Raw genomic sequence first — 17,710 nt, 5'->3', positions numbered from 1 at the left:
CAGTTAGCATCGATAAGTTTATTTCAAGAGTGATTTTCCTTGGTGCTATAAAGCTGATTGTATGTCTATCTTAATCCAGTTCTTTAGCTCAGCTTTGCCACTCATCAACAAAGGCTGTTCAAATAAACCTGTGATCCGGTTTCCAGAAATATCTTCCAACATAGGATCGACGACCAGCCTATATGGACGTTTCCTCCATGGTTTTTCTGGCACAAAAATCCACATTGTTTCCTGTTTAGAGAGAGCTATACTTCCTGAAATGACCTCGCCCTCTCTGTCTTTTACTCTTAAGCGATAAGCTAAAGACACATGGTCCATGCTGCCATTGAGCGTAACATTTAGCGCATCATGAGTGCCTGCAATAGGCTGGCTTAGGCTCCACTGCTCTATATCAGGCAATTCATAGTTAGCTTTTGTTGCGTTAAACTCCTTGATAAATTGACGTTCAAGAGTACAGCCAGCAACACTCATAACAGATTTATCTATGATTAATTGGTACTCACTCCCAGGAGTGAGTGCATGCCCCATCTCATTGTATGCAACCAACCCCGTTTTGACTCGTCCAGGATCAAAAAGTAAAGTTAATCGCGTGCTATCTGGACTCCAAAGGTTAAATCTATTTTCAAGAAAAACGCCTTCAAGCTTTTCCCCTTTTTCATTAGCTAGATAAATGGATTTTAGTATATCTTCACGTAACATCGGCCTAGAAAAATATACATAAAAACGTAAGAGATTTTCAGGTAATGTTTCAGCTGTTGGGTAAACAGCTGAAATTTGTAGTTGTTCACTCTCTATTTCACAGGTTGAAGCCTGCGCTATTGAAACATTAAACAACATCCAAAGTACCAAGCTCAGTGATAAAGCATTCACTATCTCTTTTCCTTTTGAGCCTGCTGTTGACGTATCAAATCACCGTAATCTGAGTCTGTTTTCAACAGATTTTGGTAGTTACGAAACATATCTTGCTCTGGTACATACTGGTAATCGGGAAAGTTATATTCACTAATAAAGTCATTTAAACGAAAATATGCGCCTTTACGGAATGAAACTAAGTCAATATCCCCTGTTATTAAATTTCTCTTTAAAGTCGCAATAAACTGCTCATCTTGATCTGCTGCTTGTAATACTCCAGCAAGTGGAACAGGACGCGTGACAACCCCGGCTTTAGCCCACATCTCTGGTGTCGATAATCCCTCCTGTTTATTTGCTTCCACTAAATCTGCAACACGTATCAGATCTGCGCTACGCTCTTTATGAATAACAAGTACAAACTCTTCCTTTTTTTGCTCATTGTTCAAAGCTGAAAAGTAAATAACATCCAACGGCGTATTACCATAACCTAATTCAGCTATCGTTTTACCTTTTACATGAGCACCGTTATCTAAAGCACTAGTAGGAATTGTCACTAAGGGTGTACATGTATAAGCAGCAACAACGGTTTCAACGCCGCCGATCTCCAACACAGCCATAGCACGAATAGGTGCTCTCGTTTCTGTTTGATCGTGAACCGCATGATAGATCTCAATACTTGAGATAGTTGTCGATTTATCAAATGGGTATGAGACCTTACGTAAAGTAGAGGCAAACTCACCAGTAGATAAACTAGATACATATAAGTTGCCATTAATATAGTCTAAGTCTGTAATTGCCAGTGTTGTAGCAGGAATATCACGCCAGAATTTCACGGTATCTGTAGCAGTGTTAACTAATTTTTTGACACTATGGTCTAAAGACTTCAAATTAATTTCGGTTAAATTCCCCGACTGATTAACACTCATAATGAGTGGCACAGTTTTATTTTCCTTTAATACAGAAAGAGAGATATAAACTTCCTTGCTAACAGGATGAACTGCAATGTCGTGATAACTAATCGAACGTTCACCAACACTAAGCTGTTTAGCTATTTTTGTACCTATTCCCTCGAGATTATAACTAGAGGAGGTTTTTGCAGCTTGTTGAGGTGGTAGCTTATACGCCACTATCTGACTCGCATCGGAGTCTGCTACAAAAAGAATATCTTTCTCTGCAAACTCAAGAATAGTGGCAGATGAAGGAAGTGCTCCTGCATAAACAATAAAACTCACGGCATAAGATGATATGACAACCATTATATTTTTCAACAATACTCTAACTATGTTCATAAACATTCCCTATTAGTTAGTTAAGAAGGTAATCAAGCAATAATTACCTATAACAAAATATAAGCACCAAGCATGAAATATATTAAATAGCATTAGTTAATGATGCGGACGTTATTTAATAATAAACCTTAGACAATTATTTAATCTTAGAACTATTAAAAAATCATCTTTATTATTTATAGAAATGAATGTTATTCACTCCCTGTAATGAGGATGAGTCCAAAGCCCTCATTTGAAGAAAGCATTAACTCCTCCCCCTCAAAAAGATCTCCCTCTTTAAGTGCAATACCATTCGCCTCAGCCGTGCCCTTTATGATCATGGCAACAAAAGATGTATCACACTCTATAGTTTGACTTGGAGAAACAAATCCAACTCGACATAGCATATTACTATTAAAGCTTTCATCATTTTCTCCACCTAAAACGGTCGTTAGCTTCCCTCGCTTAAGCTCAAAATTCTGATATTTTGGTGTTAACTTCTGTTCTGGAGGACGAAACCAAACCTGTATAATCTCTGCTTTTCTCTGACTTAAACTAAATTCAGAATGCCTCATTCCAGTTCCTGCACGCTGAACCTGAACACCCGGCCCCTCTATGACAGTGCCATCTCCTAAGCTTCCTTTATGACCAACTGAGCCGCTCAAAATAACACTGACAATATCAACATCATTATGGGGGTGGATGGGCACACCTTCATTCGGCTTAAAATAACCACTAGCAAGATAAATAAAATCACCTAAACCGTGACTAATTTCATTATTTTGAGCAGCTTCTGCCCAAATGTCTGGATTCATCACCATACGAGTTTCTACGATACCGGCGAAGCCTCCAACAGGAAGATTTTCACGATGAATAATACGTAAAGCTTGACAGTCCACTTTGTATCCTTTGTTTAAAAATTGATATTTTTTATTTAGTTAAAGGTTCTGTTTTAACCTTTTTCCAACCTTAATTAGAGTATAAACTATGGCTTTAAGGATTAAATCTAGGCAGATATGCATACTTTCTATGCCTAAAAGGAATAGTTATGGATACACTTATTGCTATGCGATCTTTTATTCGAGTCGTTGAAACTGGCAGCTTCTCTGCCGTAGCCAAAGAACTAAATACAAATCAAGCAACCATCAGCAAAAGAGTTGCGGCTTTAGAATCAGAATTAGGATCTCATCTGTTGGTGAGAGGAAGTAGAGCTCACAAGTTAACCGAAACAGGCCAGAGTTATTATGAGAGAGTGGTAAATATTTTAAGTGAGATAGAGGAAGCAGAATCAGAGGCTCGCTCTATGACCGCAACACCTAAAGGAAAACTACGAGTAACAGTCCCTACCATGTTCGGTGGTCTCTATATAGCCCCCGTCATTTCAACATTTTTGGATACCTATCCTAATATTCATTTAGATTTGATATTCAATGAAAAAATGTTACATCTCGTCGAAGAAGGTATTGATCTTGCTATTCGTTTAGGCGATTTAAAAGACTCTTCAATGATCGCTAAACAGTTAGGTTATGATGATCTTATTATTGTCGCCTCACCAACTTACCTTCAAAATTACTCCACTCCAAACCATCCAAGAGAACTAAAACAACACAACTGCCTTGTATACAGCTTATCGCCCAAAGGTACAGTATGGAATTTCTCCAATCAAAAATCAGATGCCTCAGTACAGATCACTGGAAATTTCCAATGCGATAATGGATTTGGATTAATGGAGATGCTATTAGCAGATGCTGGAATAGCATTAATGCCAAGCTGGTTAGTTACCTCTTATATTTCGTCAGGAAAACTAACTCATATTCTCAAAGATTATTATAAGCGTTACCCTATCAATGCTGTATATCCAGCAAATAATTATATGCCTTTAAAAACAAAATATTTCTTAGACTTTATGGAAAAGACAATAAAAAACGATCCGATTCTCTCTAAAAAGAATAAATGACTATAGTTTAATTCATAATTAGCCAAGCAAAAAACATAGTTAATAACGATATAGAGAAATTGCAGAAAAACTGGCTTAAAGCGTTTTCATATACTGTTTAGGAGTGAGTCCAAACTGCTTGAGAAAACGTTGACCAAAGCGGGTTTCAGACTGATAACCGCAGGCCAATGCCAGCTCTAACTGCTTGTAGGGTCTGGCCTGCATCAAGCTGAGCGCATGGAGCATACGAGTCTCACTTAAGAGCTCACGGTAACTGGTACTCTCATCTGCTAAGCGTCGTGTTAACGTCGATCGACTCTGGCCTAAGTGTGTACAAAGTTCATCAATGGAATGAGCCTTAGCTGGCTCATTACTCAAAAAGCGACATACCCTCTCTCGCATTGAAAGATCTGCCCCAGGGAAAAGCAGCTGCAGTAACCCAGCTTCTAACAGTATTTGATAGAAGGCATCGAGGTAGTGCTGCTGAGTTTGCTCAGTAAAGTCCAGCTCTTGCATAGCAAGTAGCTGTTTCAAAGCAAAATCAAGTTTTGTACTAGAGGCCACTTTAGGTGATTTGGTTAAATGTCTTCCCCTCTTGGCAGCGATCGACGCCATAATCGCTAAGGAAGGAGGCGATAAGAAACAGATCTGAATTGAACGAAATGCAAAGTTAGCGGGGTGATTAATAAAAGTAAGCGATTGTTCAGCATGAGCAAACAGCCAGGTTCCCTTCTCGAACGTTAACGTATCACTTTGCCAACTCAGCAGCTTAGCACCCGCTTGCACAACTACAATACTGGGGATATAGATGGGAACATCTCTTAATGCTTGAGGTTGCGAGCTTTTAAAAGCGTGCACGCTGATTAACTTAGCCATCTTATCCCCGAATATCCCTACTTTAACGGACGAACGTTGCCGTCAGTACAGCCTTATCTAGGGCCATACTGTTAAGAGTAAAACCAACAACTGCAGGAGAGATATCGGCAGGAAGGTCTATTTTCTCTTGTGGCAAAGCCCAGACCGTAAACTGATACCTGTGCATACCATCACCCTCTGGCGGACACGCCCCACCAAAACCTGGTTTACCGAAATCGGTGCGAGTTTCAAGGCCTTTAGTGATTTTAGCGCCTCGCTCTAAGTGAGTTGTACTTGCTGGTAAATTCAATACCGTCCAATGCCACCAGCCACTGCCAGTTGGCGCGTCGGGATCAAACACTGTAATGGCAAAGCTTTTGGTCCCCTTTGGCGCATTAGACCACGAAAGCTGAGGCGATACATTTCCCCCACTGCAACCCATTCCTGAGAACTCAAATTTAGATCTCATCAGCTGACCTTCATGAATATCTTTACTACTGATCTCTAATGCCTGACTTGAAAATGATGCCACACCCGCCAAAAGAATGATTAATGTTTTAAGTTTCATATAGGGACTCCTGTTAGTAAACTGACACAATGGTAAGAGAAAAATGACCGTTTAAGTTTACATAAAAGTTCAAATAATCAAAATACACTTAATTAATGAGTTTTTAAGTATGAATTTTAAATGGAGATGATGGGGAGAGTTAATGCAATTGACGGTTTAACGGTAAGAGATAAAACAATCTTTAGTGCTGTTAATCTATACGCTGAGAAAAGCTGATCTGCAGAGACACAAGCTCCGCAGATCAATTAGATAAGATGTCAGACCGAGTCTGAGCAGTAACTAGCTAATCGTTAAAAATCAGCCTCATTAAATTGAGTTAACTGTTCACTACTCGCCTCTATCTGTTTACGTAAACTTCTGGTTTGCACCGCCCAATAGTTCATATAAAACTTGGCGGTTTTTAACTTACCTTGGTAAAACTCAAGCTCAGTTGTACCGTTCTCGAGCGCTACGATTGCCGTTGAAGCGATACGTGCCCACATCCAAGCCAAGGCTGTGATCCCTAATATCTGCATATATGGCATTGAAGCAGCGCCAAGAATATCAGGATTCTGTTCCGCATTAGTCGCGATAAACTGAGTGGCTTTCTCAAGATCACCAGAGGCATCCATCAAACCAGCAATATAGGGCTTCATCTGATCATTGCCCATGTTCTCACCGATAAACTGCTTAACCAGCCCAGACCAACTCATCAGCGCAGCTCCTTTATCTGACAGTATCTTACGGCCAACCAGATCCAGTGCCTGTACGCCATTTGTTCCTTCATAGATCATGGCGATGCGAATATCACGTACAAACTGCTCCATTCCCCACTCATGGATATAACCATGGCCGCCAAAGACCTGTTGAGCATCGACACAGGCATTAAAGCCTCTGTCAGTCACGAAACCTTTCACAATAGGGGTAAACAGTGCCGCTAGTTTAGAGGCCGCTTTGGCTTTTTCAGGATTGCTATGACGCTCAGCTTTATCGAGCCATAACGCTTGCTGGCCCATCATGGCTCTCGCGCCCTCGTTGAAGGCTTTTTGAGACATCAACATACGACGAACATCACCATGGACTAGAATAGGATCCGCCGCCATTTCAGGGGCTTTAACACCACTTAAGCCGCGACCTTGAATTCTGTCTTTCGCATAAATAAGCGCATTTTGGTAGGCGATCTCAGAGACACCTAGACCTTGCACGCCCACTCCTAATCTTGCCTGATTCATCATGGTAAACATGGCGCGTAAGCCTTGATGAGGCTCTCCCACTAGCTCACCGAGTGCTCCATCAAAGTTCATCACACAGGTTGAGTTTCCGTGGATCCCCATTTTATGCTCGATCCCAGTCGCACACAATGTGTTAGCATCACCAATACTGCCATCGTCATTGACGAGATATTTAGGCACTGCAAACAGAGAGATCCCTTTCACCCCTGCCGGTGCATCGGGTAGTCTGGCTAGCACTAGATGTATGATATTTTCGGCTAAATCATGATCACCAGATGAGATAAATATCTTTTCACCTGAAATAGCAAAAAATCCCTCACCCGCATCAACAGCTTTTGTACGCAGTAGCGCCAGATCTGTCCCCGCGTGTGACTCAGTTAGATTCATGGTTCCAGTCCATTCACCTGTCACCAGTTTTTCTAAATATTTCTGCTTTAATGCGTCACTTCCATGTGCATGTATCGCAGCATAAGCGCCATGAGTTAACCCTGGATACATGGCAAACGCCATGTTAGTGGCGGTTTTCATCTCGGTTGCAAACACACCAATAACTTCAGGAAGTCCCTGGCCACCAAACTCAGGATCACAGGTCAATGTACCCCAACCATTATCCACATACTGCTGGTAAGCTTCCTTAAAGCCCTTAGGTGCAATAACATGACCATCAAGCAACTTACAACCTTCGACATCACCACTACTGTTTAGCGGTAGCATGATCTCGGTAGCAAAGTCTGCCACACCTTGAAGAATGGCATCGCCAAGATCTGCATCAATCTCATCGAATCCCTGTAACTCACTCTCTCCATAGATATTGAGTAGTTCATTTAATACAAATTGATAATCACGAAGTGGTGCTTGATATGTCGGCATTCCCTAATCCTTTTATTTTTATACGCAGCTAATAAAGTTCAGACCTTTCATACAATGGTTTCAATCATGCGTTTAAATAATAACTTTTACAAGAGGCAGTTTACGTCCACGCAAGATATTGACCTCAATCTCACTGAGCCGTTACTGAAACCTTTCACTTTTCTCAGTTTGTTTACGCACCCGAACAGCGTAACCGTAAATAGAACACAAGTGCCTCTTATGAAAAAGTGCAAAACAAGCTAAGCTAGCTGCATTATTATTCCGACTCACTATCAAACATATTCAAGCAATCTCAATATTTCGAGCTTGTATCAATATAAGTGAGTCCAGCATTTGGAATGAGGAAACAGAGCATGGGTTCAGTGACAACAAAAAAGCACGCCAACGGATTAGAGTACGTCGATGTTGATACTCCGGCATGTAAAGCCAGAATTTTCCTACAAGGGGCACAAATTGACTTTTTCCAGCCAACTGGAAAAGCGCCTCTACTTTGGGTCTCATCTGCAGATGACTATCAAGCAGGTAGCGGGATCAGAGGCGGAATACCAGTCTGCTGGCCCTGGTTTGGCATGAACGATAACCCTGACTGGCCACAACATGGCTTTGCTCGTACTCGATTATGGGCACTGGAGTCTGTACAGATGAAAGATTCTGGCGTCGAGCTTAGGTTTACGCTGACAATTAGTGAGGAAGATAAGCTTTATTGGCCCCACGACACTCGAGTCGAAATGCTCTTTATCTTAAATGACACCTTAACGGTATCCCTCAAAAATACAAACTTATCTGCTTACCCTATTAGCTTTACGCAGGCTCTGCATACCTACTTCCCTATCGGGGATATCTCTAAACTCAAGGCCAAAGGATTTGAAGGGTCTCAATACATTGAATTTGGAGAAGGTCCATTTAAGCAGCAAGGTGATGAGGTCTCCTTCGACAAAGAGACTGATCGCGTCTATACCAAGCTAAGTGATCTGCAGGAGCTAGTGACACCTGACGGTGTGATAGAGGTTAGCCGTGAAAATAGTAGATCAGCTGTACTCTGGAACCCTTGGATAGAGAAATCTCAACGCCTCTCTCGATTCAATAGTGACGACTACCTCTCTATGGTCTGCTTAGAAGCGGCTAACGTACTAGATGATGCCGTAACTTTAGCCCCAGATGAGTCGCACACCTTAACCACTAAGATCGGTTGGAAGCGTTAGTTTTGTTGAAGGTATAAACGAAAGCCAAGCTAATTCTTATACTGATGAATATTAGCTTGGCTTTTTTATTGCTCTTTATGGAGTTGACCTTAATACCAGCCAATATAATCGTCACTTTTCAAATATTTGTTTTTTCATCATACTAAACTCAACAAATAACTGGGAAAAACTATATTGATGCTCCGAACCTTATCTCGGATGAAGCGACTTATGCTCGCTTTTACACTTCTCTTTATCTGCCTATTCACAGCCTTGTTGATGAGCTATGAGTGGCTGACAGCTAAGTTTGCCAATCAATATCTAGCCAATTATGACACTCAGATAACTAAGCTTAGTATCCGACCTCGCTCGCTCACTCAATGGCACTTCGCCAATGTGTTCCTTGAGGTAAAAGATAGCGACATCAAGATTAAAGATCTTGAGTTAACCTTAGCCCCCACTTTTTCTCTACTCAATTTTTCAACGGATCAAATAGCTAAAATCTCACTGGGACAAGTGGATGTCGCCCTCAATCCTGATATCCTCACTGATGAGGGGAAAAATGTCGATCAACAGGGTCCCACTGTGGCACTGGATATCGCTCAACTCCCGCAGGTAGAGATTGGGCCAACAAGACTAACATTAAAAAATGGAACCACTAATCCACTAAATCTGGTTTTAGCGCACCTCACCTTAGATAACCAAGGCTCACTCTCTAGCCTACTCACGCAAGAGGGCGAAACTCTATTATCGATGGATGCTCAATTAAGTGACACAAGATGGGCCTTCTCTACCTCAGTCGTGTTTGAGCAAGTTCAAACACTCCTTAACAATATTGCCAAACAGCCTCTTAATAACAAGGCGTTAACTCATCTGATATTGATAAAGCAGAGAGTTGATGAGCTAGGATTACAACTGAGTGGCACACTGAATAGTCAAGCCGAGCTTAATCTCAAAACCGCACAACTAAGATCAAACCATGAACTTATAGACACAAATCTCAAATTGACACAATTAGCGGATCTCGTTATCACTCCTGAAGCATCTCTAACTCCCACAAATAATGAGCCTAATCATACTGCTAAATTTACGATTAATGGCCATATTGCAGATCTATCATTGAGCTTACAGCCCTTCTCGATAGCAGTCGCTCCCGAATACCTGCAGCAAGTTGCATTACGCTCACTAATTAAAAATAAGTCGCTTCACGAAATGATTGAGCTGTTGCATCCAGACAATAAAGCCACCTCTTTTAACCCCTTGAGCATGAAGTTCGAGCTGAACGAACCGCTCAACTACTCATTTGCAGAGCAGAAGCTTCTATCACCCAAGATTCAACTCGCGATAGAGAACGAAATGCTCTCTGCCAAGGCCCAATTACAAACGCTAAACCTAACCTTGGAAAGTGAAACTCAAGGGGCTGAGCTAGAGATGACTTGGTCACTTAATACTGTAACCAAAAAGAGGCTTGAACTAACCACTATCCTACCTGAGCAGCTCTCCAGTTATGCCCTTGAGCTCGCAAAAACCACTTCAGAACTAAAGGGGAAAGTAAAAGCAAAGAGCAACAAGGTATCGACAGAGCTCAGCCTAAATCTAGATAAAGCGACACTTTTTCATAGTGAAGAGCTGATGCTGCATGAGCCCATGTCACAAGAGCAGAGTAATCGAGAAGATGCTATGGTCATGAGTGTAAAATCACTCTCATTGCAAACTCACTCCCCTCTTAATCTCAATAACTCAAACGATACCTTTTCAATAGAACTACCTTCATTGACGTTGGCCTTAGGTCCGGTCAGCTATGACCATAAGCAGCCCTCCTCTAAAACAAAAGAGGTGAGCTTTAGCGCTAACAGCCTTAGCCTTCATACAGATACGCCCAGTTATCTCTCAGCAACAAAGCACCCTACGGGCAACGAGCCAGAGGTTTTAGCGATTAAGTTTAACGGCTCTATATTTTCATTAAACTCTGAAGGTATTAACTTCTTAGATAAAAAAATGAGTAAAACTGAGGGACTCGCTCCCCCTTCCATCTCAGTTTCAACCCAAGAAGCAAACTTGCAGTCACTGGATAGGATCAAGTTAGAAAAGTCACAACTTGATGATGGAACAACTCAACTAGCGCTAGAGATCCCAAGGGTTAAACTCCAACAACTAGCCAATGAACTGGTGCAAACAGGGCCTCAAGTGGCTCAAGCACAATCAAAAAATACAGCAACGGCTTCACTCAATCAGGAGGTAAACATTCAACTTCCTTCCATTGCGCTGACATTGATGGAGACTGCAAACCTTAAATTGGCTATCGATAAGCATACTAATTTGAACCAACTGCTTAAGCAGCAAAGCTTGCAAAACCAAGCCAAGTACCAGATTGAGGGACTCGAGATAAAGCGCAGTTACCATAAGAACAGACGCCTTAGAATAGAAAAGCTCCTTGAGTTGAGTCAAGGCGAGCTAATACAGAGCTTCAACTGGAATAAACAAGATTTAAACACCCAAGAGCACTGGTTATTCGATGGGCTAAATCTAGACTCGACGCACACAGTCACGCCAGATTTAACTCAAACCAACCTAACTGACTTTACTGTTGAGGGGAAAGCGATACTCGACACTGACATAAGCTCGGTATTAAGCGTGATAAATGCAAATTACTCCCTTCCACCAAGCCTCAATCTCAATGGTCACACTAGATTAGACCTTAACTACCTGTTCACCCAAGAGAGGAAAGCAGCACAAAATAGCGATGTTCACCTATCAAAAAGCCGATTTTCCTTAGATTTTACCCCAAGATTAAGTGAGCTCAGGGGCAGTATCAACGAGCTCCCCTTTGAAGGCGCAATGATGGATGCCAGCTGCCACCTAGAGCTAAATCGTACTGGCAAAGATCAATCTATAGATCCTCCTAAGGAGCAAAGTACACTCTCCTGTCCCGACATCAATCTATCAGCAGTAGCATTTAACCCAGGTGTGCTTATCGAAGACTTCAAAGCAAATGCCAACATATCTATATCAAAGGACTCAGAAAAGTTAGAGAGTCAGTCAGCCAGTGTGCCGGCGAATTTGACGAATGCCAATATCCAGATGAATGCGGGCGGTAAATTATTAGGAGGCGAACTTCTTCTCCCCGAATTTGACCTAAACCTAAACGCTCCCTCCCATGGCTATTTAGTGCTTCAAGGATTAAGTCTGGCCCAGCTGATAGAGATACAACCGCAAGTGGGACTCTACGCCGACGGGATATTTGATGGTGTATTACCTGTCGATCTTCTCGACGGTAAAGTTTCTGTCACTGGTGGACGGCTGGCAGCTCGTGCACCGGGTGGACTTATTACCCTCAGCGGCAACCCTGCGGTAGATCAGATGAGAACGTCGCAGCCCTATCTGGACTTTGCTTTTTCAACTTTGGAGCACCTTGAATACTCTGAGCTTGCAAGTACCTTTGATATGGAGCCATCGGGAGATGCCATCTTAAACGTCAATGTGAAAGGTCACACAAAAGGGATTGAACGGCCTATTCACTTGAACTACTCTCAAGAGGAGAATATGTTACTACTTTTAAAGAGTTTGCAGATAGGTGATAAGCTACAGACTCAAATAGAACAATCGATGAATTAAAGCAGGCGTTCAGCTTATTGTCATCTTAAACCCGTTATAGTTAGCGCCTAGACCCAAATAACTTCAAAAAACTGGATAAAAGGAAATAGCCGTGAAAAAGTTGCAAATCCAACGCATTACGTTGAGCGCAATCACCGCTCTCCTGCTACTGACGGGCTGCACGCCCACAGTGAAGATAGAGCCACCAGATAAGCCAATCGTGATCAATCTCAATGTTAAGATTGAACATGAAATACGCATTAAAGTGGATAAAGAGCTTGATGAGCTACTTACCAATGATGAACTATTTTAACGGCTCAGTTAATTAAGGGGGACAGAATGAAAACTAAGTTACTCGTGCTCGCCGCAGGTTTACTGCTGAGCCTAAACACATTTGCGATCTCGTTACAAGACGCTAAATCACAAGGATTAGTTGGCGAGCAACCTAATGGTTATTTAGGGGTTATAAAAAGTGACCCTCAAGCTACTGCGGTAGCAAAAGAGGTGAATGCAAAACGTAAAGCTCACTACGAAAAGATTGCCAGAAAAAATGGTATTTCTGCTAGTGAAGTTGCAAAACTCGCTGCTGAGAAAGCGATGAAAGCCACCAAACGTGGTCAATATATCAAAAGCTCAAATGGTAAGTGGATAAAAAAATAGTCTCTATTTAAACAAAAAGCCCGCTATGCGGGCTTTTTATTGTTAACTAACAAGTTAAACTCTCTTTAAAATCTTAGTTTAGCACTGTCTTTTAAGCCATCATTGTCTGTTACAACCAGCTTAACTTTAGATGCACGACTTGCAAACTTAACCGCCACTGGGCCGTTAATTTTGCTGCCATCATTAAACTTCCACTTATGGCTAGTGATATAACCATCTTCGTCATAGCTAAGCGATACAAAAATATCAATAAACCAAAGATCAATATGATGAATAACAGCAACTGGCTTCATATTCTCAGGCTCAGTTACCACAGTCACAGTTTGCGAAACACTGTGGCTTAGGCCGCCATCGTCCGTCACCGTTAGTGTCACAACATAATCACCATCTTGAGCATACTCATGACTCACAGTTTGTCCATCAGCGCCATTACCGTCACCAAATGTCCACTCGTAGCTAACCAGCTCACCATCTTCGTCGGCAGAGGTACTGGTAAAGTTAGCCACAGCACCTTGCTGCTCAAAAGTGAAACTAGCCACTGGAGCGATATTAGCCGCTTCAAGCAGTAAAGAGACGATGACTGGATCATGATCAGATGAGCGGTAAGCATTATCACTGTACAAGTTTTCAATCTGAGAAGCCGACTTAAACTCTTCGTTATAGTCCAGTATACGCGGCTCATCGGTATTGATGTGCCACTCAGTAACATCCACGACACTGTCAATCAGTTCACTATTGGCTAAAGCATGATCTAGCTGACCAGTTTCACCAGAGAACACATAAGAGTATGCACCGACTTTATCTAAGTGATCAAACAGCTCAGTAAACCCAGCATCTTTTAATGCCGTTAATGGATTTTCCTGTGCGTAGGCATTCAAATCACCAATCAAGAGCACTGGAGCTTGTGGGTATTCAGCCGCTAACCAAGTGCCTACAGCTTGCGCTGCACGGGTACGAGTGACATTACAGTTTCCTTGACCGTCATTGAGGTTAGGGTCGCCAAGACTGTCACAATTACTGCCTTTTGATTTGAAGTGGTTGACTGCAACAACAAATGACTCATCACTGTCATTAACAGAGAAAGACTGAGTCAACATAGGACGGTTCTTGCCATCATTAAACAAAGGTGCGCCAGCATCGTCTAACGGTGAGTTAGCCGTTGACAGAATTTTAGCCGCGCCTTGTGGGCTAACTTTGTCGAGTCGGTAGATCATCCCAACAGCAATTGCATCAGTTCCGATAGAGCTTCCACCTGCATTAACATAGCCATAGCGAGTTTCACCGATAGCTGCATTCAGACCTGAGACCAGATCCGCAATCGCAGACTCGCTGCCAAAGCCATCATTTTCAATCTCCATCAAACCAAACAGATCTGCGTCGATACCGACCATGGCACTAATGATCTTCGCTCGTTGACGCTCAAACTCTGTCACAGTATCAGCACCACGTGGAGTCGGGAATCCGCCACCAGCACCGTCACCGTTGAAGTAGTTAAGAACGTTAAAACTTGCCACGGTTAGATTACCACCCGCTACGAGCTCTGGTGCAAGCGTTCTTGCGTTTTCAGCAATGAAATTAACCGTATCAACAGGCATCAAACGGTACTTACCAAATGCATAGTGCATCATGGCATTTAATCCAGTAACAGTGTCGCCAACACGAACTGTATTATCGGCACTTAAACCAGGTGAAGGGTAACGAACTGGATCCGGATTTTGAGCCGTTAAGCCATCATCAAGTACGATAGCATCCCTTGCATTCGCAGCAGTAACAGCCAAAGCATCGGCGCCAGGTGCCGCGACTTGCGTACCGATAAAGTGACGCTCACTTCCGAGCAATAGTTCACCAAAACGGCCTAAGTTATAGACTTCATTAACGACAAGGTTTTGAGTAAAGCTCACTCGCATACCTTCAAAGGCTTCGAGATCTGCAATATCAGCAACAGGCAGTGTCACACTTGCTGAACTTGGAATAGCCTGAGCAGAAGCACACAATGTATGGGATACAAGATCAGTCAGTTCAGTGAGTCCATTAAACTCTTTAACCATAGCTTGCATGCGAATAAGGTCGCCAGCAAGATAACCTGTATCTCCGCCAGTATAGACAAAGACACCTTCAGAGGTCAGTGGGTCTGCATCGACAGCATCATCAGGCATCTGGATAAAGAGTCCTTTAAGGCCTGCCTCTTGATTACTGGTCACAACCGCTTCAACTTCAACAGTTTGGCCATTGTATGGGCTCACATCAGTTTGCCCTTGCAGCGCATGGATTGTCACAAATGGATCGTGACATACGAGATCCACTGGTGGAGGCGGATCAATTGGACCTGAGCCGTCAAACATACCCAGATCAGAGATATCATCCTGAGCAAAACCTAACCAAGTATTTAAGCTCGCTTCATCATCAACCACAGTATCTGCGATCAACATATCTGGATTACGCCTAAGTGTGTTGTTCTGAGTAGAGAGATCTCCGCTTCCCCACTGGCTACCAGGATCAAAACCAACCTGACCTAAACTATCGATAACGACACCACCTGACATCAATACCAGCGCGTCATCGCCATTGTAAAAACTGCTATTGCTGACTTGATCGGCAATAGCTAAGATATCGGCATTTGCATCATTATCAGCAACCACATACACCTCTCCAGGTGCCAATGAGCCACTTAAGCTGATTGTTGTACCAGCTTGTGTATTACCATTAAAGTAGAATTTAACTTCATATTGGCTAAGATCTAGCGCTGCGGTGGTTGGATTGTAGAGTTCGAACGCTTTATTGTTGCTGCTGCCTTCGACATACTCAGAAAAGATCAGATTGTCTGCTGCTTGAGCGAACGTGGACACACCACCTATCGCCAAGGCAAGCAAGCTCGCTTTGGTAAACATATTAACCCCTTAAAATAACCCATTTAACCTAGTTTTATTTCAGCATTTGACTCTTCTGTTCAGATTGCTGTTGTTTTTACATCCAAAACCAGCACAAAGTATAAATCCGACCGGTTACAGTTAAGTTACAGGAAGGTGTTAAGAAGGTAAATACAACTTATGAACTCCTTGAGCGATATTTCAGAAAAAGTTCTGATAAAAAACAATCAATAAGATGATTATTAATGGTGTAAAACTGACTCAATATGCGATTTTAGGTTAAATCAAAAATCTGAATAATTGTGCACCTACCCCATTAAAAACTTAGGGCTGCGTGAGCAAAATCACAGCTTAAAGAAATAGTCAATTAAGTACCGTTATATAGGGAATAAGGGGAGTAAAATTTAGCGCCTAGGAAAAAGCGGTACCAAAAACAACATAAGCTTCTCCTCAGGCAAATCAATATACCACTTTTAAATCGGTATATTTTCGCTGAATGTTATTACATTAGGGTTAATTATGGTCGTTGTTGAACTGCTCGTTGTGCTCGCTTTTATCTATCTCGGGGCACGTATCGGTGGAATTGGAATTGGATTAGCTGGCGGTGCTGGTGTCCTCGTTTTATCACTATTTCTAGGGGTCGATACCGGGCACATCCCCATTGATGTCATCTTGATCATTATGTCTGTTATTGCCGCAATTGCTGCAATGCAGGTGGCAGGCGGACTGGAACTATTGGTCGATCTATCGGAACGTTTTCTTAGAAAACACCCTAAACACATCACCTTCTACGCACCTATTGTCACCTATTTTATGACCCTACTTGCAGGAACAGGCCACACTGCATTCTCAACTTTACCAGTTATCGCAGAAGTTGCTAAAGAGCAAGGAATTAGGCCTTCACGTCCATTAGGGATCTCAGTTGTTGCTTCACAAATTGCCATTACAGCATCACCTATCTCCGCAGCTGTCGTCTTCTTCTCTGGTATTTTAGAGCCTCTAGGCGTGGGCTACTTAACCTTGCTGGCCATCTGTATTCCCACCACTTTTGCAGCCTGTATGATAGGCGCATTTGTCTCTAACTTCCTTGGCTGTGAATTAAAAGACGATCCTGTTTTTCTAGAGCGTCAAGCTAAAGGCCTGATTAAACTACAGGGACAAACCAAGCGAAACCTACTGCCGACAGCAAAAACAGCCACCGCTATTTTTGTCACCGCCATTGTTGGTGTAATTGTCTATGCGACCTTGATTTCAGATACGGTTAATCTCATTCAAGACCCAGCACTGGGCCGTAATGAAGCTATCATGGTATTTATGCTAGCGGCCGCTACAGCTATCGTGACAATCACCAAGATAGATCCATCAGAGATCTCCAATGCTCCAACGTTTAAATCCGGTATGTGTGCCTGTATCTGTGTATTAGGTGTTGCTTGGCTAGGAGATACGTTTGTTTCCAGTCATATCACAGAGATTAAGGCGCTATCAGCAGACATACTCAATCAATATCCTTGGATGTTAGCCGTCACTCTGTTTTTTGCCTCTATGCTACTCTACTCACAAGGTGCCACCACTACAGCCCTTATGCCTGCCGCACTGGCCATAGGTGTTGCACCAATAACAGCAATCGCCTCTTTCGCAGCGGTAAGTGCCCTGTTTGTTTTACCCACCTACCCAACACTATTAGCAGCGGTAGAAATGGATGATACGGGCTCGACACGAATTGGTAAGATGGTATTTAATCACCCCTTCCTTATCCCTGGACTTGTGACCATCTTTACCTCTGTCGCGTTAGGGTTTGCATTAGGAAGCTTAGTGCTTTAAGACTTTATACCAATCGACATAGATAAG

The 17,710-nt window shown here is 42.5% G+C and carries 13 protein-coding genes; 6 read left to right on the top strand and 7 right to left on the bottom strand.

Translation table 11 applies throughout. The annotated features are described in order from the left end of the window. Positions 1–45 precede the first annotated feature (45 nt). The 3 genes from K0625_RS08910 to K0625_RS08900 form a co-directional block, all read right to left on the bottom strand. Complete coding sequence (locus K0625_RS08910) at positions 46–870, bottom strand: hypothetical protein (RefSeq protein ID WP_220109372.1); 825 nt, start codon at positions 868–870, stop codon at positions 46–48. Next, positions 870–2,141, bottom strand: coding sequence for a hypothetical protein (locus K0625_RS08905; RefSeq protein ID WP_220109371.1), 1,272 nt, complete (start codon positions 2,139–2,141; stop codon positions 870–872). Before K0625_RS08905 ends, K0625_RS08910 begins: the two co-directional genes overlap by 1 nt. A 191-nt stretch (positions 2,142–2,332) precedes the next feature. Further along, positions 2,333–3,019, bottom strand: coding sequence for a pirin family protein (locus K0625_RS08900; protein ID WP_220109370.1), 687 nt, complete (start codon positions 3,017–3,019; stop codon positions 2,333–2,335). Positions 3,020–3,168: 149 nt separating this feature from the next. Here K0625_RS08900 and K0625_RS08895 point away from each other — a divergent pair, with 149 nt between their 5' ends. Beyond that, a complete protein-coding gene (locus K0625_RS08895; RefSeq protein ID WP_220109369.1) occupies positions 3,169–4,077 on the top strand; it encodes a LysR family transcriptional regulator in 909 nt (302 codons plus the stop codon). 75 nt (positions 4,078–4,152) lie between these two features. On the opposite strand, the gene K0625_RS08890 is transcribed toward K0625_RS08895, so the two are convergent. From K0625_RS08890 to K0625_RS08880, 3 genes are all read right to left on the bottom strand, one after another. Then, complete coding sequence (locus K0625_RS08890; protein WP_220109368.1) at positions 4,153–4,932, bottom strand: helix-turn-helix domain-containing protein; 780 nt, start codon at positions 4,930–4,932, stop codon at positions 4,153–4,155. A 22-nt stretch (positions 4,933–4,954) separates the two neighbouring features. Beyond that, entirely contained in the window at positions 4,955–5,479 is a 525-nt protein-coding gene (locus tag K0625_RS08885; protein WP_220109367.1) for a YbhB/YbcL family Raf kinase inhibitor-like protein, read from the bottom strand. A gap of 290 nt (positions 5,480–5,769) precedes the next feature. Continuing rightward, positions 5,770–7,560: an acyl-CoA dehydrogenase C-terminal domain-containing protein gene (locus tag K0625_RS08880; protein WP_220109366.1), complete on the bottom strand. Its 1,791-nt coding sequence runs from the start codon at positions 7,558–7,560 to the stop codon at positions 5,770–5,772. A 353-nt stretch (positions 7,561–7,913) separates the two neighbouring features. Between K0625_RS08880 and K0625_RS08875 the strand changes: the two genes are divergently transcribed. The 4 genes from K0625_RS08875 to K0625_RS08860 all read left to right on the top strand — a co-directional run bounded on the left by K0625_RS08875 (position 7,914) and on the right by K0625_RS08860 (position 12,995). Continuing rightward, on the top strand, positions 7,914–8,762 hold the full coding sequence (locus K0625_RS08875; protein ID WP_220109365.1) for a D-hexose-6-phosphate mutarotase: 849 nt from the start codon (positions 7,914–7,916) through the stop codon (positions 8,760–8,762). A gap of 210 nt (positions 8,763–8,972) precedes the next feature. Further along, positions 8,973–12,356, top strand: a complete 3,384-nt coding sequence (locus tag K0625_RS08870; protein WP_220109364.1) for an intermembrane phospholipid transport YdbH family protein — start codon at positions 8,973–8,975, stop codon at positions 12,354–12,356. Between the two features lie 91 nt (positions 12,357–12,447). Then, positions 12,448–12,648, top strand: coding sequence for a YnbE family lipoprotein (locus tag K0625_RS08865; RefSeq protein ID WP_012324543.1), 201 nt, complete (start codon positions 12,448–12,450; stop codon positions 12,646–12,648). A 26-nt stretch (positions 12,649–12,674) separates the two neighbouring features. Beyond that, positions 12,675–12,995 carry a YdbL family probable chaperone protein gene (locus K0625_RS08860; protein WP_220109363.1) on the top strand — a complete coding sequence of 107 codons (321 nt, stop codon included), beginning with the start codon at positions 12,675–12,677 and terminating at the stop codon, positions 12,993–12,995. Positions 12,996–13,060: 65 nt separating this feature from the next. Here K0625_RS08860 and K0625_RS08855 read toward each other — a convergent pair whose 3' ends face one another. Then, positions 13,061–15,883, bottom strand: coding sequence for an ExeM/NucH family extracellular endonuclease (locus K0625_RS08855; protein ID WP_220109362.1), 2,823 nt, complete (start codon positions 15,881–15,883; stop codon positions 13,061–13,063). 498 nt (positions 15,884–16,381) lie between these two features. Between K0625_RS08855 and K0625_RS08850 the strand changes: the two genes are divergently transcribed. Further along, positions 16,382–17,683, top strand: coding sequence for an anaerobic C4-dicarboxylate transporter (locus tag K0625_RS08850; protein ID WP_220109361.1), 1,302 nt, complete (start codon positions 16,382–16,384; stop codon positions 17,681–17,683). Positions 17,684–17,710: the final 27 nt, after the last annotated feature.

The organism is Shewanella nanhaiensis, assembly GCF_019457885.1.
GTDB lineage: Bacteria > Pseudomonadota > Gammaproteobacteria > Enterobacterales > Shewanellaceae > Shewanella > Shewanella nanhaiensis.
The sequence above is the reverse complement of the archived record's forward strand: the minus strand, read 5'-3'. Positions and strand labels throughout refer to the sequence as shown.

Excerpts from the sequence above, each read along its gene's own strand:
- K0625_RS08905 (WP_220109371.1), bottom strand. The coding sequence starts at position 2,141 with ATGAACATAGTTAGAGTATTGTTGAAAAATATAATGGTTGTCATATCA.
- K0625_RS08895 (WP_220109369.1), top strand. The coding sequence starts at position 3,169 with ATGGATACACTTATTGCTATGCGATCTTTTATTCGAGTCGTTGAAACT.
- K0625_RS08890 (WP_220109368.1), bottom strand. The coding sequence starts at position 4,932 with ATGGCTAAGTTAATCAGCGTGCACGCTTTTAAAAGCTCGCAACCTCAA.
- K0625_RS08885 (WP_220109367.1), bottom strand. The coding sequence starts at position 5,479 with ATGAAACTTAAAACATTAATCATTCTTTTGGCGGGTGTGGCATCATTT.
- K0625_RS08880 (WP_220109366.1), bottom strand. The coding sequence starts at position 7,560 with ATGCCGACATATCAAGCACCACTTCGTGATTATCAATTTGTATTAAAT.
- K0625_RS08875 (WP_220109365.1), top strand. The coding sequence starts at position 7,914 with ATGGGTTCAGTGACAACAAAAAAGCACGCCAACGGATTAGAGTACGTC.
- K0625_RS08870 (WP_220109364.1), top strand. The coding sequence starts at position 8,973 with ATGCTCGCTTTTACACTTCTCTTTATCTGCCTATTCACAGCCTTGTTG.
- K0625_RS08860 (WP_220109363.1), top strand. The coding sequence starts at position 12,675 with ATGAAAACTAAGTTACTCGTGCTCGCCGCAGGTTTACTGCTGAGCCTA.
- K0625_RS08855 (WP_220109362.1), bottom strand. The coding sequence starts at position 15,883 with ATGTTTACCAAAGCGAGCTTGCTTGCCTTGGCGATAGGTGGTGTGTCC.
- K0625_RS08850 (WP_220109361.1), top strand. The coding sequence starts at position 16,382 with ATGGTCGTTGTTGAACTGCTCGTTGTGCTCGCTTTTATCTATCTCGGG.